The 23,270-nt window shown below is 40.3% G+C and carries 21 protein-coding genes and 2 tRNA genes; 13 read left to right on the top strand and 10 right to left on the bottom strand.

The genetic code is table 11. From position 1 onward, the window contains the following. Positions 1-5: 5 nt before the first annotated feature. Together AN394_RS19210 and AN394_RS19215 are read right to left on the bottom strand one after the other, a co-directional pair. Positions 6-81, bottom strand: a tRNA-Thr gene (locus AN394_RS19210). 70 nt (positions 82-151) lie between these two features. Next, a tRNA-Phe gene (locus AN394_RS19215) sits at positions 152-227 on the bottom strand. Between the two features lie 263 nt (positions 228-490). Between AN394_RS19215 and AN394_RS19220 the strand changes: the two genes are divergently transcribed. Continuing rightward, a complete protein-coding gene (locus tag AN394_RS19220; RefSeq protein WP_055022301.1) occupies positions 491-3,256 on the top strand; it encodes an ATP-binding protein in 2,766 nt (921 codons plus the stop codon). Between the two features lie 40 nt (positions 3,257-3,296). On the opposite strand, the gene AN394_RS19225 is transcribed toward AN394_RS19220, so the two are convergent. Next, positions 3,297-3,569 (bottom strand): oxidative damage protection protein, encoded by a 273-nt coding sequence (locus AN394_RS19225; RefSeq protein WP_036970432.1) that lies wholly within the window; start codon positions 3,567-3,569, stop codon positions 3,297-3,299. Positions 3,570-3,584: 15 nt separating this feature from the next. Further along, positions 3,585-4,661, bottom strand: a complete 1,077-nt coding sequence (gene mutY, locus AN394_RS19230) for an A/G-specific adenine glycosylase (RefSeq protein WP_408003017.1) — start codon at positions 4,659-4,661, stop codon at positions 3,585-3,587. A 218-nt stretch (positions 4,662-4,879) separates the two neighbouring features. Between mutY and trmB the strand changes: the two genes are divergently transcribed. The 5 genes from trmB to arcA all read left to right on the top strand — a co-directional run bounded on the left by trmB (position 4,880) and on the right by arcA (position 9,735). Then, a complete protein-coding gene (gene trmB / locus AN394_RS19235) occupies positions 4,880-5,605 on the top strand; it encodes a tRNA (guanosine(46)-N7)-methyltransferase TrmB (RefSeq protein WP_054560769.1) in 726 nt (241 codons plus the stop codon). Between the two features lie 17 nt (positions 5,606-5,622). After that, positions 5,623-6,651, top strand: a complete 1,029-nt coding sequence (gene rsmC / locus AN394_RS19240) for a 16S rRNA (guanine(1207)-N(2))-methyltransferase RsmC (RefSeq protein WP_054560770.1) — start codon at positions 5,623-5,625, stop codon at positions 6,649-6,651. A gap of 118 nt (positions 6,652-6,769) precedes the next feature. After that, the gene (locus AN394_RS19245; RefSeq protein WP_055022303.1) at positions 6,770-8,392 is read left to right on the top strand and encodes an ATP-binding protein; all 1,623 of its coding nucleotides are present in this window, start codon (positions 6,770-6,772) and stop codon (positions 8,390-8,392) included. Beyond that, positions 8,392-8,913, top strand: a complete 522-nt coding sequence (locus AN394_RS19250) for a YfiR family protein (RefSeq protein ID WP_054560772.1) — start codon at positions 8,392-8,394, stop codon at positions 8,911-8,913. Before AN394_RS19245 ends, AN394_RS19250 begins: the two co-directional genes overlap by 1 nt. A 105-nt stretch (positions 8,914-9,018) precedes the next feature. Continuing rightward, complete coding sequence (gene arcA, locus AN394_RS19255) at positions 9,019-9,735, top strand: two-component system response regulator ArcA (RefSeq protein WP_054551295.1); 717 nt, start codon at positions 9,019-9,021, stop codon at positions 9,733-9,735. 6 nt (positions 9,736-9,741) lie between these two features. Here the strand turns inward: arcA and arcB are convergent, their stop codons facing one another. Continuing rightward, positions 9,742-12,069, bottom strand: coding sequence for an aerobic respiration two-component sensor histidine kinase ArcB (gene arcB / locus AN394_RS19260; RefSeq protein ID WP_054560773.1), 2,328 nt, complete (start codon positions 12,067-12,069; stop codon positions 9,742-9,744). 173 nt (positions 12,070-12,242) lie between these two features. Between arcB and folE2 the strand changes: the two genes are divergently transcribed. From folE2 to AN394_RS19280, 4 genes are all read left to right on the top strand, one after another. After that, a complete protein-coding gene (folE2, locus tag AN394_RS19265) occupies positions 12,243-13,163 on the top strand; it encodes a GTP cyclohydrolase FolE2 (protein WP_055022304.1) in 921 nt (306 codons plus the stop codon). An 81-nt stretch (positions 13,164-13,244) separates the two neighbouring features. Continuing rightward, entirely contained in the window at positions 13,245-13,838 is a 594-nt protein-coding gene (locus tag AN394_RS19270; protein WP_054560775.1) for a DUF2726 domain-containing protein, read from the top strand. Positions 13,839-13,941: 103 nt separating this feature from the next. Beyond that, positions 13,942-14,649 carry a 5'-methylthioadenosine/S-adenosylhomocysteine nucleosidase gene (gene mtnN, locus AN394_RS19275; protein WP_055022305.1) on the top strand — a complete coding sequence of 236 codons (708 nt, stop codon included), beginning with the start codon at positions 13,942-13,944 and terminating at the stop codon, positions 14,647-14,649. 1 nt (position 14,650) lies between these two features. Further along, positions 14,651-15,601 carry a cobalamin biosynthesis protein gene (locus AN394_RS19280; protein WP_055022306.1) on the top strand — a complete coding sequence of 317 codons (951 nt, stop codon included), beginning with the start codon at positions 14,651-14,653 and terminating at the stop codon, positions 15,599-15,601. A 60-nt stretch (positions 15,602-15,661) separates the two neighbouring features. On the opposite strand, the gene tyrS is transcribed toward AN394_RS19280, so the two are convergent. Beyond that, complete coding sequence (tyrS, locus tag AN394_RS19285; RefSeq protein ID WP_054560777.1) at positions 15,662-16,861, bottom strand: tyrosine--tRNA ligase; 1,200 nt, start codon at positions 16,859-16,861, stop codon at positions 15,662-15,664. Positions 16,862-17,259: 398 nt separating this feature from the next. Here tyrS and AN394_RS19290 point away from each other — a divergent pair, with 398 nt between their 5' ends. Then, positions 17,260-18,576, top strand: a complete 1,317-nt coding sequence (locus tag AN394_RS19290; protein WP_054560778.1) for a peptidoglycan DD-metalloendopeptidase family protein — start codon at positions 17,260-17,262, stop codon at positions 18,574-18,576. Between the two features lie 123 nt (positions 18,577-18,699). Here AN394_RS19290 and AN394_RS22205 read toward each other — a convergent pair whose 3' ends face one another. The 4 genes from AN394_RS22205 to AN394_RS19305 form a co-directional block, all read right to left on the bottom strand. Further along, positions 18,700-18,876 (bottom strand): hypothetical protein, encoded by a 177-nt coding sequence (locus AN394_RS22205; RefSeq protein WP_200907848.1) that lies wholly within the window; start codon positions 18,874-18,876, stop codon positions 18,700-18,702. A 127-nt stretch (positions 18,877-19,003) separates the two neighbouring features. Beyond that, positions 19,004-20,134 carry a sodium ion-translocating decarboxylase subunit beta gene (locus tag AN394_RS19295; RefSeq protein ID WP_054560779.1) on the bottom strand — a complete coding sequence of 377 codons (1,131 nt, stop codon included), beginning with the start codon at positions 20,132-20,134 and terminating at the stop codon, positions 19,004-19,006. A 10-nt stretch (positions 20,135-20,144) separates the two neighbouring features. Continuing rightward, positions 20,145-21,917: a sodium-extruding oxaloacetate decarboxylase subunit alpha gene (gene oadA, locus AN394_RS19300; RefSeq protein ID WP_055022307.1), complete on the bottom strand. Its 1,773-nt coding sequence runs from the start codon at positions 21,915-21,917 to the stop codon at positions 20,145-20,147. 15 nt (positions 21,918-21,932) lie between these two features. Beyond that, the gene (locus AN394_RS19305) at positions 21,933-22,181 is read right to left on the bottom strand and encodes an OadG family protein (protein ID WP_054560781.1); all 249 of its coding nucleotides are present in this window, start codon (positions 22,179-22,181) and stop codon (positions 21,933-21,935) included. A gap of 534 nt (positions 22,182-22,715) precedes the next feature. Here AN394_RS19305 and AN394_RS21780 point away from each other — a divergent pair. Both AN394_RS21780 and AN394_RS19310 read left to right on the top strand, forming a co-directional pair. Further along, complete coding sequence (locus AN394_RS21780; protein ID WP_064971747.1) at positions 22,716-22,889, top strand: DUF1328 domain-containing protein; 174 nt, start codon at positions 22,716-22,718, stop codon at positions 22,887-22,889. A 51-nt stretch (positions 22,890-22,940) separates the two neighbouring features. Continuing rightward, complete coding sequence (locus AN394_RS19310; protein ID WP_054551284.1) at positions 22,941-23,132, top strand: hypothetical protein; 192 nt, start codon at positions 22,941-22,943, stop codon at positions 23,130-23,132. Positions 23,133-23,270 lie beyond the last annotated feature (138 nt).

A 23,270-nucleotide genomic window follows, 5' to 3' on the forward strand; every position in this document is an offset into this window, starting at 1 on the left:
ATAAATGGTGCCGACTATCCGAGTTGAACGGATGACCTACTGATTACAAGTCAGTTGCTCTACCAACTGAGCTAAGTCGGCACACTAAATCTGTGTGCTATGCACGATACTGATGTTTAAAGCATAAATTAAACACCAATATATTAAATAATGGTGCCCAGAGGCGGAATCGAACCACCGACACGAGGATTTTCAATCCTCTGCTCTACCGACTGAGCTATCTGGGCGTGCGGCGTATTAAACGGGTTTTGCCTTCTCAAGTCAACTTTTTTTTGAGGATTCTAACTGTTTGCACAGTTTTCAATCAAGATTGCTGTTTTTAATAGTTTTTAGCTTATTTAATCTACAAACTTTGTGCTTTTTGGTTGACCCTCATCATAAAAGGGTTACCTATGTTAAAAACGTGGTGAATTTTTCTTCATAGATGGTAGGATTGTCCAATAATCAAGAATATGCTTAATGATGCTGTATAATTTGTTGGACTAAAGCCATGCCAAGTAAATCAAATTCACCTGTAAAAGGCCTACTACCGCTTTTTATAATCACGAATCTTGTCATCACCCTACTTGCGGTTGTTGCTTACTCTTTTTATCCAACAAGTGAAGTAACTCAGCAAGATAGCAAACCAACTATCACAGCGCAGCAATTATCAAATCAGCTTTCAGCACCTCTAATCAGCGCATTAACTATGCCTGGCCAAGATAAAGTAAAAGAGGTTCTCGATTTAAGTCACCTGCTTAATGATGGCTTTGATTACTATTTATATCGATATGAATTCAACGGCGATGTATCGCTTGTATACGCCAGTAATAAGAAGCTAATCGAAGCCAGTAAAGTTAATCAAAAGCTAGAACAAAACACCCTTATTCATACGGTGTTAGAGTTTAATGATCAACCAGTTGGTGAACTAGTTATAAAGCAACACCCGATTGCTGAACCCATTGCGCAGTCTGCAAGTCTTGCATATGGTTTAGCCGCGTTGACTTTAGTAGCACTGGCTATTTTATCTTTTGCCTTAAGTATCTTTATTAATAAGCGTTTTACTAAAAGTAGTGAGTCATTAAGCAGTGAGTTAATGGCCATCACAGACAATGCTGACTACCAAGCCCAAGTAAATGAAAACCTTGATTTTGGTTTGGATTCAGTAGCAAAAAATATCAATTTATTACTTAATAAAGTTCAATCAGCAATAACAGAAAACAAAGCTGCTCAGGCAGATTTACAGAAACTACAAAGTGGTCTAGAAAACGAAGTACAAAACCGTACTCTAGCTCTTGAGCAAGCAACTCTCAAAGCCGAACAGGCAAACGAGACCAAAACGACTTTCTTAGCAACCATGAGCCATGAAATTCGCACCCCTATGAATGGGGTTATCGGTACCATTGACTTACTTCGCCAAACTGAGCTTGATGGTGCGCAGCACAGATTAAGTACAATTATTCGTGATTCTGCATTTTCTTTATTAGGCATATTAGATGACATTCTCGATTTCTCGAAAATCGAAGCAGGTAAACTGAATATCGATAATATTCCTTTCTCAGTGTCAGACACCATTGAAGAAGTCGCTCGTGTTTTATCATCGGTGGCCAAAAAGCGTGACCTTGAATTAGAGCTGGCAATTGCGCCAGATATCCCTACAAATTTGATTGGTGATACGGTGCGTGTTCGCCAAGTACTTTATAACCTATGCAGTAATGCAATTAAGTTTACTAGTACTGATGATAAACATAAAGGCCACGTTAAAATCTCGGTAGAGGTGGCTCAAAACACCACTGATCACTACACCCTGCGTTTTAGCGTATTAGACAACGGCAAGGGTATGACGCAAGCACAGCTTCGCGAAATCTTTAACCCATTCATTCAAGCTGAAGGCTCAATCACCCGTGAATACGGTGGTACTGGTTTAGGCTTATCGATTTGTAAAAGCTTAACTGAGCTAATGCTAGGTACCATCTCTGTAACAAGTGATTTAGGTATTGGTAGTGAGTTTGTTGTCGAGTTACCTTTTAGTACACAAGGTAAAGTTGAATATGCTCACAAGCAGGTAATGAAAGACCAACGTGTTGTAGTTGTAACCAATCATGATGGCCGCAAAAAACTACTTACTCGTTATCTATCATTTATGGGGGCAACACCTGTTATTGCTGATAGCAGCGACAAAATCGAAGCTGAACAAGATAAAAAAGATATTATTTGGATCCTCGATGGTATCGAAACCATGGAAGATATTAACTATATCTTACGTCGCTTGCTATACACCTTAGAAGACAATAAACAGCAAGTAATTGTGTTAAGTAAACTAGATGAAGCCGCTGTTAATCATAAAAATATCTTCTATCTAAATGCTGCACCGCTGTGTAAGTCTAACTTTATGATGTCGCTACTAGTGGCGGCAGGTTTACATAAGCCAAAACAAATTGCTTCGGCTAAGTCATTTAACGACTATTTAAGTGTTGATAAAGCCCGCGAAGAGAACAAACTTGTATTGCTTGTTGAAGACAACGTATTAAATCAGCAAGTGTTAACTGATCAGCTCCATCTATTAGGTTATGGTGTTGAAGTAGCTGAAAATGGTGAAAAAGGCCTTGAAGCATGGCGTGAAGGTAAACACTCAATTATCTTGACCGATTTACACATGCCGAAAATGTCAGGCTACGATATGGTTGAAAAAATTCGTCATGAAGCATCGCAGCTTGAAGATATTAACGCGCAACCTTATGTGATTGCTATCACCGCCAATGCCCTTAAGGGCGAAAAAGAACGCTGTTTAAGCATAGGGATGAATGATTACATCACCAAGCCTGTTGAGCTAAATGTGCTCGAGGCCACTTTGCACAAATGTGCATACAAAACGAACCCTGAAGCCACTAAACTTGAAGTTAAAAGACCCACAGCGCCTATTGATATGGCGATGCTTGCTAACTATGTAAACAATGATGAAGCAAAGAAACTACGCTTTTTCAAAATGTATTTAGAGCAAAGTAATCAACTTAGTAAAGAAATCAACAGTGGTGTTATTGAGCAAGACTTAGAGAAAATAATTTCAGCCTGTCATCAGCTCAAGTCAATCTCAAAAACGATTGGTGCAATGAAAGTTGCAGAACTAGCTGCCGAATTTGAACAACGCTGCAAAGAAGATGAACTGTCAAGCGATGATTTAATTGAACTGCGGGATAGTTATGAAATTGAATACTCCAAAGTAGCTCAATTCTTAAAAGAGCAAATACAAAGAGCTGAGCAAGAAGCAACACATTAAAAAAGGGCCTATTGGCCCTTTTTACTTTTAATTTCTTCGTTTATTTTTCTGGTGGACGGTAGCCTTCGATTTCCACGTCTTTACCTTCAAATAAGAAACCTACCATTTGCTCTTCTAAAAAAGCACGGTGCTCTGGGTCCATCATGTTCAGATGTTTTTCGTTGATCAACATCGTTTGCTTATGTTGCCATTGGCCCCATGCTTCTTTACTGATGTTGTTGAAAATCTTTTCACCTAGTTCACCTGGGTATAGTTGGAAGCCTAAGCCTTCAGCTTCTTTTTGTAACTTTTGACAAAATACTGTGCGTGCCATAATTGCTCTCTACTCTTATTGCGTGATGCTATTGTAATCTATTGCGCTTAATTGTTTAACCAGCTTTTTCGTTGGGGCTGCAAGGCCAACCTCAACTGACTCATCAAGCGGATACCAAACTAGTTGCCGCTCATTAATAAGATCTGGAATACTCGGCAAGGTTAAAACATGTGGGTTGATGGTTAGCTCAAAATGCGAAAATACATGGGTAAAGGCTTCAAGTACCTGCGTGTTGTTTGATAAACCATGCTGGGCTAAAAATGTTTCTAGCTCAGATAATTCGCTAAACTCAAAAAAACCAAATAAACCACCCCATATCCCTGAATTTGGACGCTTTTCCATAAGCACTTTATTATCGCAGGCTAGTATAAGCTGATGACATGACTTTTTCGGCACAGCTTTTTTCGGCTTTGAATGCGGGAACTCTTTAACTTTACCTTCTTTAAAAGCAAGGCATTTACTATTTAAAGGGCAAGGCTCACAGTCAAACTTACTTCGCGAACAAAGACTTGCACCTAAATCCATCATTGCCTGATTAAACTCAGTGACCGACTCTTTAGGCGTTAATTGCGATGATAATGACCAAAGCTGATTTTCGACCTTTTTCACCCCATACCAGCCTTCAATCATAAAAAAGCGTGCCAGTACTCGTTTAACATTACCATCTAAAATTGGATGATGTTGGCCAAGTGATAAAGACAAAATTGCCCCAGCAGTTGAACGACCAATACCCGGCAAGTCCATCACCTCTTCAAGCGTGGTTGGAAATTTACCTTGGTATTTATCACGAACAATTTTTGCCGTTTTATGTAAGTTGCGCGCACGGGCGTAATAGCCAAGCCCAGTCCAATGGTGAAGCACCTGATCTTCATCCGCATTAGCAAGCGCAATGATGTCAGGAAAGCTTTGCATAAACTTTTCAAAGTAAGGAATAACAGTTACTACTTGGGTCTGCTGTAGCATGACCTCAGAGATCCATACCTTATAAGGGGTTTTATTTAGCTGCCATGGCAGAGTTTTACGACCGTGAAGGTGGTACCAGTCAACCACTTGGTTTGCAAACCAGGTTGACTCCTTATTGCTTAAATTCAAAATAACATCTTTACTTGCTGAAGCTCATTTCGGCCAAGTCTATTGCAGTTAGTTAGGCCAAGCAAGCCGAAGAGGCTCTGCTCTATCTAAATAGCTCGTACATGATCGCAATATTAATCTCGAAAGATAAACAGGCCCTGACTATTGTACTCAAGGCGCAGGTCAGGGATAATACGCAACCTTTTTCTATAGTCAGTATTTTAATCAGGCCAAAATATATGAGTGACTCAAGTAACCCAAACCTCGAGCAAGCAAAGCAAGAGGGTAAATACATCCGCACGATTCGTAGTTTCGTTAAGCGCGAAGGTCGCCTAACAAAAGGCCAAGCGGCAGCCATCGAGAAGTGTTGGCCAACTATGGGCCTTGAGCACAAAAATGGCATGCTAAACCTAGCAGAAGTGTTTGGTAACGATAACGATGTGGTACTAGAAATCGGTTTTGGTATGGGCAAATCGCTAGTTGAAATGGCTAAAAACGCACCAGAACTTAACTTCATTGGTATTGAAGTTCACCGCCCAGGTGTAGGTGCTTGTTTAATGGATGCCGATGAAGCTGGTGTAACAAACTTACGCGTATTCGAGCATGATGCGGTTGAAGTGCTTGCTGACTGTATTGCCGATGAAAGCTTATCTAAGCTGCAATTATTCTTCCCTGATCCATGGCATAAAAAACGTCACCATAAGCGTCGTATCGTACAACCAGAGTTTGCACAAAAATTACGTAGCAAATTAAAAATTGGCGGTGTTTTCCATATGGCGACTGACTGGGAAAATTATGCAGAGCATATGCTTGAAGTAATGCAAGTGGCTGAAGGCTACAAAAACCAATCAGAAACTAACGATTACGTTCCTCGCCCAGATTCACGTCCACTGACAAAATTTGAGCAGCGCGGTCACCGTTTAGGTCACGGCGTATGGGATCTAATGTTCGAGCGTACTAAGTAATAAAAGGTAAAAGCAGCATGAGTAAGTTAACCAACCCAAGTTTACTATTGCTTCGTAATGAAGACGAACTTGTTGGGCAATCGATTTTAGTGGTTAACTTTGAGCAAGATGGCTTTTTACGCGAACTTAAAGCGCTAAATCCCGACGCAAAAATTACTGCGTTCAGTTATAACCATGCAAATGCTATGTATGCCAGCAAAATAGCCGGGATACATGCAGTGGTTGATCACACTATTCCAAATAATAACTACGATTTAGTTATCTACTATTATCCAAAAGCAAAGCCAGAAGCACAAATGTGCCTTGATAACATTCGTGCTGTTTGTCATCAAGATGCGCAACTATTTGTAGTAGGTGAAAATAAAAGCGGTGTTAAATCAGCAGAGAAACAACTTAAAGACCACTGTGGTTTTAGTAACAAAATCGATAGTGCCAAGCACTGTATTCTGTATTTATTCTCTGAGCTTACGCTAAACGATAACTTTGCTATCAGCCGTTACCACAAACAATTCCAAGTAAAAGCCGGCGATATTGAATTTACTGCGATCAGTGTTCCAGGCGTATTTAACCACGGTGCGCTTGATGTAGGCACTGCGGTACTTCTGAATAATGCGCCAACTGTTAGCAAGGGTAAAGTACTCGACTTTGCTTGTGGCGCTGGCATTATTGCTACTTACTTAGGTTTAAAGCAGCCTGAGCTTGAATTTGTATGTAGCGATGTAAGTGCTCTTGCAACTTACGCCACTGAGCAAACGCTTGCGTTAAATGACCTCAAAGGCCAAGCAATTTTGAGTGATGGCTTAACTGATATTAATGGTAAATTTGACCTAATCATCAGTAATCCACCGTTCCATACGGGGATTGCCACAGATTACACCATTGCCGAAGCATTTCTTAGCTCAGCAAAGCAACACTTGAGCAAGCAAGGTAAATTGACCATAGTTGCAAACAGCTTCTTAAAATACCCACCGATTTTAGAAGCACAATTTGGCCAATACAGCACAGATTTCAAAAATACTAAATTTGCCGTTTACTCAGCTAAATAAAAGTTGAGTAAATAGCTTATTCGTAGCAAAAATATTTTTTAAAATATTTAGTTACTTTCAAATGTCTTTGCTAGACTAAACTCTTACTAATAACAAAAATTCTGGCCTTCTATAGCGCATGCCGATATTTTCGACACAAACAAGTATTCGTAAAGCGTTGACCAATGCGGTAATGCTAGTCACTGCGTTATGCTTGTCTTTGTCTATTTCTATTTCGACCTATCTAGACGTAAAAGAGCAAAAAGCGCTGATTGTCGATAAGATCTCTATTTTATCGAAGATAATTGCCTACAACGCCCAAGTCACCGTGTTATTTGACGATAACGAGACCGAATCTGAGCGCTTAAAGTCATTTGAATCTGTGCCGCTTATTAAAAACATCCATATTTATTCAATCGATGAGTTATCAAATGAGCCAGTATTTTTTAGTAGCTTTAATGCCAACCGAACCCCACCAGTACCCATTAAGGTTGGCAGCATAGATAGCCTGTTAGAGCCACTCTTCACAGATAAAGATATAGAGCTAATAACGCCTATCGTATACGAAGGCGACACTATAGGTTACGTGTATATTCGCGGCGGCTTAGACAGGTTAAACCAATATATCAATCGTAAAATTATCATTGATATTTTACTCACCTTGTTCGTTTTAGTTCTGGTGTACTTTGTTGCTAGACGTATTCAAAAACGCATTGCAAACCCTATTGATGAGCTAAGTAACCTACTGCAAGACGTGTCGAAAAACCATAACTATGATACTCGCGCACAAAAAACCAATATTGATGAAATAAACCAGCTAGCGGGCAGCTTAAATATTATGCTCTCGCGCACTCAAAAACAAATTGAGCGCCACGAAAAAGACAAACAAGAAATAAAACAACTTAACCAAAGCCTTGAAGAAAAAGTAAATCAACGAACAATCGCATTACGTGAGGCTAACCAAGAGCTGCTCAATACCCTTGAGCGTATGCACCAATACCAAAACCAAATCGTCGAAAATGAGAAAATGGCGTCACTGGGGCAAATGGTTGCAGGTGTTGCTCATGAGGTTAACACACCTATTGGGTTAGGTATTACAGGCTCAACGCTGTTACGTGATAAGCTGGCAGAAATTCACGCGCAGTTTGAACAAAAAACTTTAACTTCAGCACACTTAAAACGCTTTATTAATGACGGCATTGAAAACCTCGATCTTATCTATCGCAATCTTAACCGTGCAGCAGAGCTCGTATCTAGCTTTAAGAAAGTGGCTGTTAATCAAGATGTAGAAGTCAGCACCAAAATCAATTTAAATGATTTATTAAATGATGTGGTGATGTCGATGCGCTCAGAGATTCAATATCGTAATCCTAAAATTACGATTAACTGTAGCAATGACGTTAGTATTGAAACCAAATCAGGGCCGTTACAACAAGTACTACAACAGCTGCTAAGCAACTCTGTTATACATGCATTTAGCGATAACCAAGATAATGAAATCACCTTTAATGTTGATCGCAACGAAAGTAGCTTGAGTATTCATTACTTCGATAATGGTATTGGCGTTGAGAAATCAATTCGCAAACGTATTTTTGACCCATTTGTAACCACTAAACGTGGTGAAGGTGGCAGTGGTTTGGGCATGCACCTAGTTTATAACTTAGTGACTCAAGCACTTGGCGGTAGCATCGTATACGATGAACTAGCTGACGAAGGGGCTCACTTTATTATTACTCTGCCATTGCAAGAAGGTGCAGCGTAATGAGATTAGTAAGTTGTATCTTATTAGCTTTGCTTGTTGTATGCCCTGCATTTGCCAAATCACCGGACCAAGTTAAATCAGCCTTTTTGTATCAAATTGCTAAGTTCACGAAGTTTAATGACCAAGTGAACCCTCCCCCTATTTCATTTTGCTTTTATGACTTAGATAAAGGCCCTGGGGCGTTCCTTAAAGATAGAAATGAACTGCAAATTAACAAAAAACCAATTAACGTTATATTAGTGAAAAAAACCCAGCAAATTTCTGAACTTTCTCAAGTTTGTGATATCACATACATTGATGAAACATTAGAAAATGATATACTTCCACTTTGGACCGATACAATTTCATTGGATACTTTAACTATAGGTGAAAGTATCAGCTTTTTAGAAAATGGCGGTATAGCCTCTCTGGTTCAAGAAGGAAATAAAATCCGACTGTATATCAATAAGCAGCACGTATTGCAGCATAACTTTAAAGTGCAATCTCGATTGTTAGCTATGGCTAAGTTTTATCCAAATTGATTTTACTTGTTAACAATTGGATCTAATCCTATAATCTCTAGTATTCGGTTTTGCTTGATAATACCGAATTTTTGTAAATAAAATTTCCGAAAAGGTTAATATACAATGCAAACGCCAGTCATTCTGATCGTAGAGGATGAAGACGTAACTCGACTAAACCTCGTTAGTTTATTTGAAGCTGAAGGTTACAAAGTTATTGAAGCCATTGATGGCGATGATATGCATGACAAGCTTACAAATAATGATGATGTGAACCTTGTAGTTATGGACATCAACCTACCAGGTAAAAACGGGCTAATCTTAGCGCGTGAATTACGTCAAAAACGTAACGTTGGTTTAATTTTCTTAACAGGTCGTGACAACGACGTTGATCGCATTTTAGGTCTTGAAATTGGTGCTGATGATTACATCACAAAACCATTCAACCCTCGCGAATTAACTATTCGTGCTCGTAACCTTATTTCGCGCACAGCTCTAGGTGGCGAAGAAGCGAATATCGAAACAAATGGTGTTATCACATTTAACGGTTGGGAACTTGATGAAAACAGCCGTTGTTTAACATCTCCAAGCGGCGACGCTAAACGTTTACCTAAAGGTGAATACCGCGCGCTACGCTTAATGCTTGACTCACCGGGCCGTATCTTCAGCCGTGAGCAATTAATCAAGCACATGACTGGCCGTGAGCTTCGCGCTAACGACCGTACTGTAGACGTAACAATTCGTCGTATCAGAAAACACTTTGAAAGCGATAACAGCACATCTGAGCTGATCAGCACCATCCATGGTGAAGGCTATCGCTTCATTGGTAAAATCGACAGCTAATTAGAATTAATCTTCTAGCTGTTGTAAGAATAATTGGAGGGCGTCACGCCCTTCATTTATTTTCACTGCGAGTTCATCAAGCCACTGTTGTAACTCTTCACTACTTTCTTCAAGCGCGCCATGTTCCATCTTCTTAGCATGTAACTGCACATCGTTTAAACCTACAGAGCCAGCTGCACCTTTTAATTTATGTGCCACCGATTTGTACTCTTCTCTATCATCTGCCGCTAACGCATCTGCCAGCTCAGTTTGGTACTGAGGATTTAACTTATTAAATAACTCACAACTGCGATTAAAGATAACCAGCCCCATTGAGCCTACAAAGTCTTCGATGGTTTCTATATCGAGCAGCTCAACGCGAATACCCGATAAATCTTTTTCAGTCACAGCTTTGATTGGCTCAGGCTGACAGTTTTGTTGCTGCTTGATATCAAATAACTCACCGAGCATTTTATCGAGTTTAGTGGTATTGATAGGCTTAGCGAGTGCACCTTGAATATTAATACCAGCAAGCTCTTCTTCGGCGCTACGCACGTTGGCAGTTAAGGCAACGATTGGTAAGTTATCAAAGTGTTCATCGTCACGAATTTGACGAGCAACTTCATCACCATTGATATCAGGTAATTGCATATCAAGTAAAACTAGGTCTAAGTCATCTTCTGTGTAGACAAACGACAGCGCATCCTCTCCAGTTTCAGCCCAAATAACTTCGTGACCACGCTGCTCAAGTAAGTTAGTAGCAATTTCAGCATTTAGCGGCACATCTTCCACTAAAAGAATGTTTAAGCTGCGTACCGCATAACTTTGCTCGGTAGGCGCAATACAAAGCTTAAGCGGTATTTCAACAACAAAAACACTGCCCTCACCTTCAGTACTGCTGACATTAATTTCACCTTTCATTGCGCTAACAAGTGCTTTTGTTACCGCAAGGCCGATACCAGAGCCAATAGCATTGGTACCGTTAATATCTGGTGCTTTGTAGTACATGTCAAAAATACGATGCAGCTGCTCTTGTGGAATACCTTGCCCCGTGTCGCTCACACGCATCACTAACCACGGACCATCGGCACGATTCTCACGACGACATTCAAGCTCTACATGGCCTTGCTGAGTAAACTTAACGGCATTATTGATAAGGTTCCAAACAACTTGGCGTAAGCGGGTCGGATCAAGAGATGCGTAAACATCCAGTGTGCCTTTACGTTTAATATTGAACTCAAGGCCTTTTTGTTCAGCAATTAAGCCTGCAAAATTCACTACGTCATTAATAAAGTCGGCCACATTGACTGAGTCAGCAACAATATCGAGCTGCTCACGGTCAATTTTATCCAAGTCGATAATATCGTTAAAAATATTGCCAAGGGTCTCGGCACTTGAAAACACCGTGTTACACCAACTACGTTGCTGTTTATCGAGTTCAGTATCAAGTAGCATGCGGGTTAAACCCACAATACCGTTAAGCGGCGTTCTTAATTCATGGCTTAAAGTTGCAATGAATTTCCCTTTATCTTTATAAGCTGCTTCAAGGGCTTGTGCTGCTTCTTTACGACTGGTGATATCACGGCCAAAGGCAAGTAAACCTATGTACTCACCTTTTTCATTAATAAAAGGTAACTTACGCATTTCAAACCAGCGCTTTTCACCATCAACGGGGTATTCAACGTCAAGCGTCAGAGCTTGATGGGTTTGAGATACTTTTTTGTCGGTGCGCAGTACTTCTGGTAAATAATCACTTGGGTAGATTTCTTCGACACTTTTACCAATTAGCTCATCGCTACTTTTACCTATCACTTGTTCAAACATTTTATTACAGCCAGCAAAAACACCATTGTTATCGCGGTAATAAAATAAATCGGGAGATGAGTCGACAATAGAGCGCAATAGCATGCCTTGTTGCGCAAGCTCTTGTTGGGTTTTCTTACGCTCGGCGATTTCGCGTCTAAGTTCTTCTATTGCTCTGTGCTTGGCATGAAACGCCATTTTACGCTCATCAATCTCTTCATTTAAGCGACTGATATTATCTTTTAGCGTTTGGTTGAGCAGTTTTTCTTGTTTGGTTGCGCTATCTAGGTAGCTATAGGAGGCTTCTAATTGGCGAATTGAGTTAAGCAGTACAGTTATTAAAATCGGCGATACCACCGCAGTGAAGAACATCACCGCTAAAACATCAACTAAAGTTACCGTTCCAACTGCTACATAATAAAACATGCACGATAAGATCAGCGACATGACCAATAATAAGGCATAACAGGCGGCGGCAGTTTTAAACTCACCATACTTAGAAATAAAGCTTGAGAGTGTGCGAGCCCACGGACTCAAAGAAGAATCAATCATATATAAAGCTTAGGCACATAATCGAAAAAAAACAGCATAGCTAATTTTATCACTATTCCTTTAGAAATATTCATATTGTGCGATAAACATAGAATTTTTTCATCAACGCCGCTTTTTTATATTTTTTCATGTAAAATACCGCGCTTTAATAATTGCAAAGAATGAGTATTACCATGCAAACCACAATGCCAGATATTGCTGATACGGCTCCCGCCTTACAAACAGGTAAATTAGACTGGGTTGGCATGGGCGAAATTGAACTTCCTTTCATTTTTGAAACTCGCAATATTGCCCCTGTAAATGTAATTGCCAAGGCACGCGCTTTTGTAAACTTGCATAAAGAAGACGCAAAAGGCATTCATATGTCGCGTTTATTTTTAGCCCTTGATACCTTATCAACCGAGCAGCAAGTTAATCCACAAACTCTTAAACAAGCACTTGATGCCTTTATTAGCAGCCATGATGATTTAAGTGACCAAGCACAAATCGAATTTAAATTTGAGCTACCTCTGCGTCGTAAATCTTTATTAAGTGGCAAAGTAGGTTGGAAAAACTACCCTGTTCATTTGATCGCTAAGATCAACCAAGGCACTGTAAGTTTTGAGTTAATGGTTGATGTTACTTACTCGTCAACATGCCCATGTTCAGCGGCTCTTGCTCGTCAATTAATTCAAAATGCCTTTAGCGAAAAGTTTGCAGAGCAAAATATTGATAAGCAAACTGTTTTAGAATGGCTAGGCACAACAGACGGCATTGTTGCTACACCACACTCACAGCGTTCAATTGCAAACGTGAAAGTAAAACTCGACAGCCAAATTGACAGTTTTGATGTGGTTGGCTTAATTGATGCTTTAGAAGCTGAGCTAAAAACGCCAGTACAAGCGGCAGTTAAGCGTGAAGATGAGCAAGAGTTTGCCCGCTTAAATGGTCAAAACCTCATGTTCTGCGAAGATGCTGCTCGTAAAATTAAAGGTTTACTTGAACAGCAAAGCTACGCAGATTATTGGCTGCAAATAAACCACTATGAATCACTTCATGCCCACGACGCAGTAGCTATCGCTGTTAAAGGGGTTGCTGGCGGATACACGGCTTAAAGATTTCGGGTGACTTCACACACTTAGGCACGCTAATTGCTATTAATTTTCAGTGTCAATTTGTTGTTGTGGAGTTACCGTATGGAATTCGCTTTATTATCAATTTTAGTATTAGTCGTAGTAGCCTCTGTTGTTGCGTCAAAGTTTACCGATGAAGGCGGAAACCCTTATCCTTTCACTCGTAAGCAAACTGTTTTTACGCAAGTTGAGAGTGCTTTTTTACATCTTCTAGAACGTGCTGTAGGCGACCAATATAAAATCGTCAGCCGCGTTAAACTCATTGATTTAATCGACTGTAAGCAAGGCTTATCTGTCAAAGCTAAGCGCGCTGCAATGGCTAAAGCCAAAAACAAACAGTTAGATTACGTGCTTATCGACAAAGACAAACTTACTATTGTTGCCGCCGTTGATTTAGTCAATAACACCAACCGCGACGGCCATAAAGCACAACGTGACTGGTTTGTTAGTGGCGCGTTAGAAGCGGCAGGCATCCCGCATATTCGCATGAAGGTAAAATCAGGTTATCAACCAAGAGAAGTGCGTGATGCAATCATGTTTAAACTTGGTAAACCTGCAGCAGCGCCTGCAAGACCTGCACGCAACCGCGTTACTAAACCTGCGGTATTATCACCATCACAAGCAAAAGCACACTCAACGGCGCTTGCAGAAATATAACCTGTCATAATATTGGCAAAAGCAGACTTTAAGGTCTGCTTTTTTGTTTGTTTCAGGCATTTTTAGGTATAATCATCCTATTCAATCTAAGGAATCAAATATTATGCACGTTGGTATTATTGGCGCGATGGAGCCAGAAGTAAAAATCTTACGCGAAGCAATGGTAAACCCAAGCATCATGACTAAAGCTGGTTTTACCTTTTACACCGGTGAACTAGCGGGTAACACAGTTACTTTAGTTCAATCTGGTATTGGTAAAGTGGCTTCTGCAGTAGCAACAACACTACTAATCGATAACTTCAGTCCAGATTGTGTGATCAACACAGGTTCTGCAGGTGGTTTTGAGCCATCGCTAAATGTAGGCGATGTGGTTATTTCTTCAGAAGTTCGTCACCATGATGTAGACGTAACTGCATTCGGTTACGAAATCGGTCAAGTACCACAAATGCCAGCAGGCTTTACTGCGCACCCTAAACTGATTGAAGCGGCAGAGCAAAGCGTAAGTCAAATCAGCGATGTTAAAACCATGATTGGCCTAATTTGTACTGGTGATTCATTCATGTGTGACCCGGTACGAATTGAAAAAACACGTGCTGAATTCCCAACTATGCTTGCAGTAGAAATGGAAGGTGCAGCAATTGCACAAGCTTGTCATGTGCTAGAAACACCATTTGTTGTTATTCGTTCAATGTCTGACATTGCTGGCAAAGAGTCGCCGCAATCATTTGAAGAGTATATCGAAACGGCATCTATCAACTCATCTAAAATGGTTGTTGCTCTTTTAGAGAAGCTAACATCGGTGAGTTTATAAGGTGATTGCAAATATTGTTCAAAACCATTTGGGCATTATTGTATTTTTTGTCGCGCTCTTAGCTGAGCGCTTCTTTCCTTTGGTTAGTTGGTATCATCCTAATACCTTTTTAACCGTTATTTTCTCTGCGCTTAGCGAGCGTTTATACAACCCAACGAACCCCAAAAGCTATCAATATTTAGCCTCAATCTTAGCTTTTACTCTCACCATTTTAGTGATAGTGACATTGGTTGTGCTGTTTTTAGAGTTTGCTTTTTACCCTGAGCTATTAAATGGCTTAATTTTATATTTGTTACTCAGTAGCCGCGCTCAAGAGAAGAAATCATTACGTATTGCCAGATTACTCAAGCTCAACCAAAAAGCGACTGCAAGAGAGCTACTAGCTAGCCTCGTTGCCCGTGATGTATCACGTTTATCAGCCCCAGGCATTTGCAAAGCAACCATGGAGTCACTGGTGCTACAAAGTGCGCGGCATTATTTTGCCGTTATATTCTTTTATCTACTTGGCGGCGCTATCCTTGCTTTGGTTTATCGTTTACTCACATTAATTCATCAAGCATGGCGAAAAAACCTAAAACCCAACAACCCGTTTTTGGCTCCCATTGCTAAGTTACTGTTTGTATTGGAGTGGTTACCCACTCGATTAGTTGCATTAACGATTGCAGCAACCAATGCCAGGAAACAATGTATTCATTATATAAAACACTATGGCAGACACTTTTATCAAACCAATACAGGATGGCTGTTAAGTGTTACATCGGCTGCTTTGCAAGTGCAATTAGGCGGCCCTGCCCTTTACCAAGGTGAGCGCTTTAATAAAATGCGTGTTGGGACCGATCGCTTACCAGATGCCGATGATATTCCTGCCTTAGTGAATCGCTTAAATCAAGCGAAAGCATTTTGGTTACTACTGATAGTCGGGATTGAAGTAATTGGCCTATTCACAAACTAATCAAAATATAAGCACAAAAAAACCAGCCGCAGCTGGTTTTTTTTATACCAATTAGCTTTATTAAGCTAAGGTGATTTTAGCAAACTTACGTTTACCTACTTGGTAAATCTGTGTTGTGCCTTTAGCAACTTCAAGCTTAGTATCCGTTACTTTCTCTTCACCATTAATCTTTACAGCACCTTGTTTAATCATACGCATTGCTTCTGACGTACTAGCTACAAGGTTAGCTTCTTTTAATAGATTAGTAATAAACACAGTATCTTCAGCAATTGTTACTGTCACTTCTGGGATCTCATCTGGTAATGCATTCTTTTGGAAACGCTTGATGAAATCTTGATGAGCACCTTCGGCTGCTTCTTCACTGTGGAAACGTGCAATCATTTCTTTTGCAAGCTCAATCTTGATGTCACGCGGGTTTGCACCATCAGCAACACGCTGTTTAAGCGCAGCAATTTCTTCGATAGATAATGCACTTAATAAGTCATAGTAACGCCACATTAGATCATCGCTGATAGACATTACTTTACCAAACATGTCGTTTGGCTCATCAGTAATACCAATGTAATTACCTAATGACTTAGACATTTTCTGAACGCCGTCAGTACCTTCAAGCAGTGGCATCATAAGTACTGTTTGTGGCTTTTGGCCTTCGTCTTTTTGTAATTCACGACCCATTAATAGGTTAAAACGTTGGTCTGTACCGCCAAGCTCAACATCAGCTTCTAATGCAACTGAGTCCCAACCTTGTACCAGTGGATATAAAAATTCGTGGATAGCAATCGATTGACCGTTGGCATAACGCTTTTTAAAGTCATCACGTTCTAGCATACGTGCTACTGTTTGACGCGCAGCCAGTTTAATCATACCTGCTGCACCTAAGTTCTCCATCCAAGCAGAGTTGAATGCAACAGTTGTTTTAGCAGGATCAAGAATTTTAAATACTTGCTCTTTATAGGTTTCAGCATTAGCTAAAACATCTTCACGAGTTAACGGTTTACGTGTTACGTTTTTACCCGTTGGATCACCAATCATACCGGTGAAGTCACCGATTAAGAAAATCACTTCATGACCTAAGTCTTGGAAGGTTTTCATTTTGTTGATAAGAACTGTATGACCTAAATGCAGATCAGGCGCAGTTGGATCGAAACCCGCTTTGATCTTAAGTTTCTTACCAGACTTTAGCTTTTCGACTAATTCGTCTTCAATTAATATCTCTTCTGCACCGCGTTTTATCTCAGCTAGAGCGGTTTGTAAATCCACTGTGTATTACTCCAAAAATTCAGCTACCGGGGCGTGGTGGCCTGTCAGGGTTATAAATATAGAACTAAAAACTTTAAAATTTAGCTAGTTAGCACCAAAAAGCGACACTAGAAAAAAGCCTAACTTAAATAGTTTAAGAAACAGCCCTGAAGGCAGCGCGCATGATTGTTCTTTATACCGCGTTATTGCAATTTAATGAAGGTACTTTAGTTAACTAATATAGATTTAGTTTAACCATAGGCATCTGCTGCAATTTTAACCAAAAAAGTTTAACGCGCTGAGCAATTCTAGCGTAAAATTGCGCCAGTTTAAATCTACAAAACACTGGTATTTGCTCTATTTTAGGTATATCCTGCGATATTAGTATTTAAATTTCTTGACAGCAGAAAAGGCACGATATGGTTCACGTAGTGCACAAACTTCCCAAAAAACACAAACTGCTTATTCTCGGTTTGGTTTCTGCTATTGTTGGCTTGGCATTATTGCCTTCTGAAAAAGCCACCGCTTCAAAGGATAACAGTGCAAAAGCACTTGAAATTGGCAAACGCTACGAATTACAAGTTAAAGTTGATGATAACGAAAAACTAACTGAGCTTAATTCACAGCAAGCAGCAGCAAAACTTCCAGAATACGAGCTTATCGACCATGAAGTACGAAATGGCGATAATTTAGCACTTATCTTTAAACGTGCGGGTTTCTCAGCGCAAACATTACACAAACTAGTTAACACCAACGCTGAAACTCGTAAGTTAACAAAAATTCACCCAGGCGAAATCTTAAGCTTTGCAACGGCTGAAGATGGTTCTCTAGCGCAGCTACGTTATGTGATCTCAAAAACAGATACCTTATACGTTACATTAAATGACGAAGGTAACTACGACACTTCTATCGATAGCAAAGAAATCGAAACGCTAAGTAAGTCGGCTGGCGGCGAGATCTCTAATAGTTTTTGGACGTCAGGCATTGCCGCTGGCTTGAGCGAGCGTCAAATTATGAATTTTGCTGACATCTTCGGTTGGGATGTCGACTTTGCTAATGACATTCGTAAAGGTGACCAATTTGGTCTAATTTATGAAGCTCACTATGTTGATGGTGAGTACATTGGTGATGGTAAAATTATTGCCGCAGAATTTATTAACCAAGGTGAGCGTTATACCGCTATTCGCCATACTGATGGTAACTTCTACACACCTGAAGGCCGTAGCATGAAAAAAGCCTTCTTACGTGCGCCAGTTAACTTTAAGTATATTAGCTCGAGCTTTAATCCGCGTCGTTTACACCCAGTGACCAAAACGGTAAAACCTCATAACGGTATCGATTACGCAGCGCGTACCGGTACGCCAGTTGTATCATCGGGTAATGGTAAAGTGATTAAAGCAGGCTACAGTAAATACAATGGTAATTATGTATTTATTAGCCATGGCACACAGTATGTGACTAAGTACTTACACTTAAACAAAAAGATGGTTAGAACTGGTCAGAAAGTGAAACAAGGCCAGAAGATTGGTACTGTTGGTGCGACAGGTCGTGTGACGGGCCCACACTTACACTATGAATTCTTAGTAAACGGTGTACACCGTAACCCTAAAACGGTCAAACTACCTAAATCAGAGCCTCTACCGCGCGATGAGTTAGCTAAGTTTAAACCGATTGCTGATAACTTCTTAGCTCAATTACAGCGTAACCGTGAGTTACAATTAGCGTTAAATAAGTAGTTAAGTAAACATGTAAAAGCCGCTTCAATTGAAGCGGCTTTTTTGTGCCAGAATAAATCTGGCTAAAACTATTATAGACTTTACTAAAATCAGTACTGATAGCACTGCGGGTTAATACTATTATTACCTTAAAAGAACATAGATAAGTTGAATAATCAGCGAAATCATCACCAGTGGCCAAATATACTTTGCATACTTTGTCGCGCCATCAAGCCCCATTTTAGACTGATACTTTTCAAGTAGCGGTATTAAAATAACCAAAGCAACAAAAAGGCATAATAAGATAATAAAAACATTCATGGCGGCTTCCTTACACAACTATCATTTAACTACAATTTCTTTAGGGTGACCCTAGTCTATAGGCAAAAAAAAGCGCAGTAAAATTACTGCGCCAGTCGGTTGGAAGTAAATCGACTTAATCGTGTTATTAGCCAACAATCGCTAACAAAATACCTGCTGCAACGGCACTTCCTAATACCCCTGCTACGTTTGGTCCCATGGCATGCATTAACAAGAAGTTATGCGGGTTGCTCTCAAGGCCTACCTTATTAACCACACGTGCTGCCATTGGTACCGCTGACACACCTGCTGCGCCTACTAATGGGTTGATTGGCGATTTAGAGATCTTATTAAGACCTTTTGCCATAAACACCCCTGAAGCTGTACCGATTGCAAAGGCTAAAGCACCTAACACCAAAATACCGATTGTTTCTACGGTTAAGAACTTATCGGCTGCAAGCTTTGAGCCTACCGCTAAGCCTAAGAAAATGGTGGTAATGTTGATGATTTCGTTTTGTGCACTATTGCTTAAACGATCAACCACACCTGATTCACGCATCAAGTTACCTAAGCAGAACATACCTACCAGCGGTGTTGCCGCAGGTAAAAACAAGATAGTTAAACTAAGCACCATTAATGGAAAAACAATTTTCTCTTTTTTCGATACTGTACGAAGTTGCGGCATTTGAATTTCGCGCTCTTCTTGCGTTGTTAGTGCGCGCATAATTGGCGGCTGAATAATTGGCACAAGTGCCATGTATGAATAAGCCGCTACTGCGATTGCACCAAGTAAATCAGGTGCCAACTTAGATGCTAAGAAAATAGCTGTTGGACCATCTGCCCCACCAATAATGGCGATGGCCGATGCATCCTGTAGCGAAAATTCAAAGCCAGGAATAAAGTTAAGTAGAATTGCACCAAATAAAGTAGCAAAAATACCAAACTGCGCAGCCGCGCCCAACAGCAACATACGCGGATTTGCTATCAGGGCACTAAAGTCTGTGAGTGCACCCACGCCCATAAAGATCAAAAGTGGGAATACCCCAGAGTCAATCCCGATATGGTAAACGTAATATAAAAGACCACCCGGCTCAGATAACCCAGCAACTGGGATATTAGTTAAAATAGCCCCAAAGCCGATAGGTAATAACAACAGTGGCTCAAAGTTACGGGCGATTGCTAAATAGAGTAACAAGCAACCAACCGCAATCATGATCAATGCTGGAAAAGTAAAGTTAGCAATACCCGTGGCATGCCAGAGGTTTAAAACACCATCCATCCTCTGTCTCCTATGCCAGTGCGATTAGCGCATCGCCAGTGGCAACAGAGTCGCCTTCTGCTACTAATACTTCAGCTATTGTGCCTGAGTGTGCAGCGCGAACTTCTGTTTCCATTTTCATCGCTTCCATAATGATAACCACATCACCTTCATTTACTGTTTGGCCAGCTTTTACCTTCACTTTGAAAATATTGCCTGCTAACGGCGCGTTTAAGGTTTCGCTAACAGACGCTGAAGCTGACTGAGGAATTAACTCACTGTCTTTTAGGGTTACTTCTTTGAGCTCACCACCTTGCGCTACAACGACATCGTAAACTTTGCCATCAACTTTAACGCTGTATTGCTCTGCTTTTGCAGAGCTTGTAGAGGCTGGCTTAGTTTCTGACTTAGCGACTTCACCCGTTGGTATTGCTTCAAACGCATCAGGGTTGTTACGGTTTTTAATAAACTTAAGGCCGATTTGAGGGAATAATGCGTAAGTAAGCACATCATCAATCACGTCATCAGCAAGCTCTAAACCTTGCTCTTTAGCTTCACTTAATAACTCTGCTTCAAGCTTCTCAAGTTCAGGTTCAAGCTTATCAGCAGGACGGCACGTAATTGCTTCAGCCCCCTCTAGTACACGCTCTTGTAGCTCTTTATTCATTGGCGCCGGTGTTGCACCATACTCGCCTTTGAGTACACCTGCAGTTTCTTTTGTGATGGTTTTATAACGCTCGCCAGTCAGTACATTGAGTACCGCTTGAGTACCTACAATTTGCGACGTTGGTGTAACTAGAGGAATGTAACCTAAGTCTTCACGTACACGCGGGATCTCAAGTAATACTTGATCAAGCTTATCAGCAGCACCTTGCTCTTTAAGCTGATTTTCCATGTTAGTTAACATACCGCCAGGTACTTGGGCTAATAAGATACGACCATCAACACCTTTAAGGCTGCCTTCAAATGCAGCGTATTTCTTACGTACATCACGGAAATAAGCGGCAATTTCTTCTAACTCATTTAAATTAAGGCCGGTGTCACGCTCAGTGCCTTCTACAATTGAAACAATAGTTTCTGTGGCACTATGACCGTAGGTCATACTCATTGACGAAATCGCCGTATCAAGCATATCGATACCCGCATCGATTGCTTTTTGGTAAGTTGCAGTACTTAAACCTGTCGTCGCGTGACATTGCATTGCGATAGGAATAGATACAGTTTCTTTTAAGCCTTTGATCAATTGTTCGCAATCATATGGCTTTAATAAACCCGCCATATCTTTGATACAAATTGAATGACAACCAAGATCTTCTAGTTGTTTTGCAAGCTCAAGCCACATATCAAGCGTATGGACTGGGCTTACTGTGTACGAAATAGTACCTTGGGCATGAGCACCTACTTTAACTGCAGCTTTAATGGCAGTTTCAAGGTTACGTACATCGTTCATCGCATCAAAAATACGGAAAACATCAACACCGTTTTTGTGGGCACGCTCAACAAACTTTTCGACTACATCATCAGCATAATGACGGTAACCTAGAAGATTCTGTCCGCGTAGTAGCATTTGTTGCTTAGTGTTTGGCATTGCCGCTTTTAGCTCGCGAATACGTTGCCAAGGATCTTCACCTAAATAACGGATACACGAGTCAAACGTCGCACCACCCCATGATTCAATTGACCAGTAACCCGCATTATCGAGTTTTTCTGCCATGGGTAGCATATCGTCTAAGCGCATACGCGTTGCCAAAAGAGACTGGTGTGCGTCACGCAATACTAATTCGGTTAATTTTAATTTAGCCATGTTTAAGCTGCCCCGTTATTTTTGTTTATTTCGAAATTGAGCAATTGCAGCGCTGATTGCTGCAATATGTGCCTGTGGCACACCCTGTTGAGGTTGAATTTTTGCTGTACGCGTAGGTTCTGCAGTTGCAGGATCATCAAATCGACCCACTACCTTTGACATTAAAGTGACTGCTGAAATCAAAATAGTCAGAAAAACAAACACGCCTACCATGCCTGTCACCATCAAACTGGCCGCAGTGGTGAGTAATCCACCTATATCCATACGACTCCCCTCGCTTACTTAAAATAAAAAGTTATTTTTGTTAAATAATTATGCACCAATAATAACAAACAAAATTCATTTGTATAGCACCATTGTAAATTGGTAAAACCAATTAAATTTAAAATAACATGACGCACATATAATTAACACCCTACTATTAGCGCATTTAAAGCCCCGTTATAGATGATATAAATAGTCAATATAGCCAAACGTTATATGTTCAGCTATTAACCAATCATAGTAAAAAGCCTAAAAACCACGCACAACAAGGTGTTAGAGCTATTACCTTACAATAAAGTTAAATTGGTCTTACCAATAATCACAGAAATACTCTTTTTCTTCATTCAGCTCAATATGAAAAAATATCACTATGAATAAGTTACATGCTTACTCGTAAAAGTTACCAAATGATGAACCCTCTCAAGAACAACAAAAACACCCAACCCGTTGAAATATATAAAATAAAACTTATGGCACAGAACTCGCTTTAGTTACATCGAACTTAAGAAAATTTAAATAGCCAAGGAGACCACTATGTTACGCTGGACAATTACTTTTTTAGTTATCGCGTTAATCGCAGCAGTGTTAGGTTTTGGCGGTATCGCAGGAGCCGCTGCAGGCATCGCTAAGATTATCTTTTTTATATTTTTAGTATTACTAGTTATTTCGCTGGTATCAGGAGCACTTAGAGGCAGTGTCCCTAAGTAGTTAAAAGCAGATAACCACTTACTTTATTTTAAATTTACAAGGAATTTCATTATGAAAAATTCAACTTTAAAAGCCGCTACTATCGCCCTATTTTCAGGTTTATTCATCATGGGTTGTGAAGACAACTCTGCTGAAGACGCAGGTGAGCGTATTGATGAAGCAATTACTGATACACAAAATGCAGTTGAAGATGCATGTGAAGAAGTAAAAGAAGGTGTTAACGCAGAAGAAACTAACTGCTAACAACACACCTTACTTAAGAAAAGCGGCCAAGTGCCGCTTTTTTGTGTATGCAAGTTAGCAAGTTAGCAAGTTAGCAAGTTAGCAAGTTAGCAAGTTAGCAAGTTAGCAAGTTAGCAAGTTAGCAAGTTAGCAAGTTAG

The sequence above is a fragment of the Pseudoalteromonas sp. P1-26 genome (assembly GCF_001401795.1).
Lineage (GTDB): Bacteria > Pseudomonadota > Gammaproteobacteria > Enterobacterales > Alteromonadaceae > Pseudoalteromonas.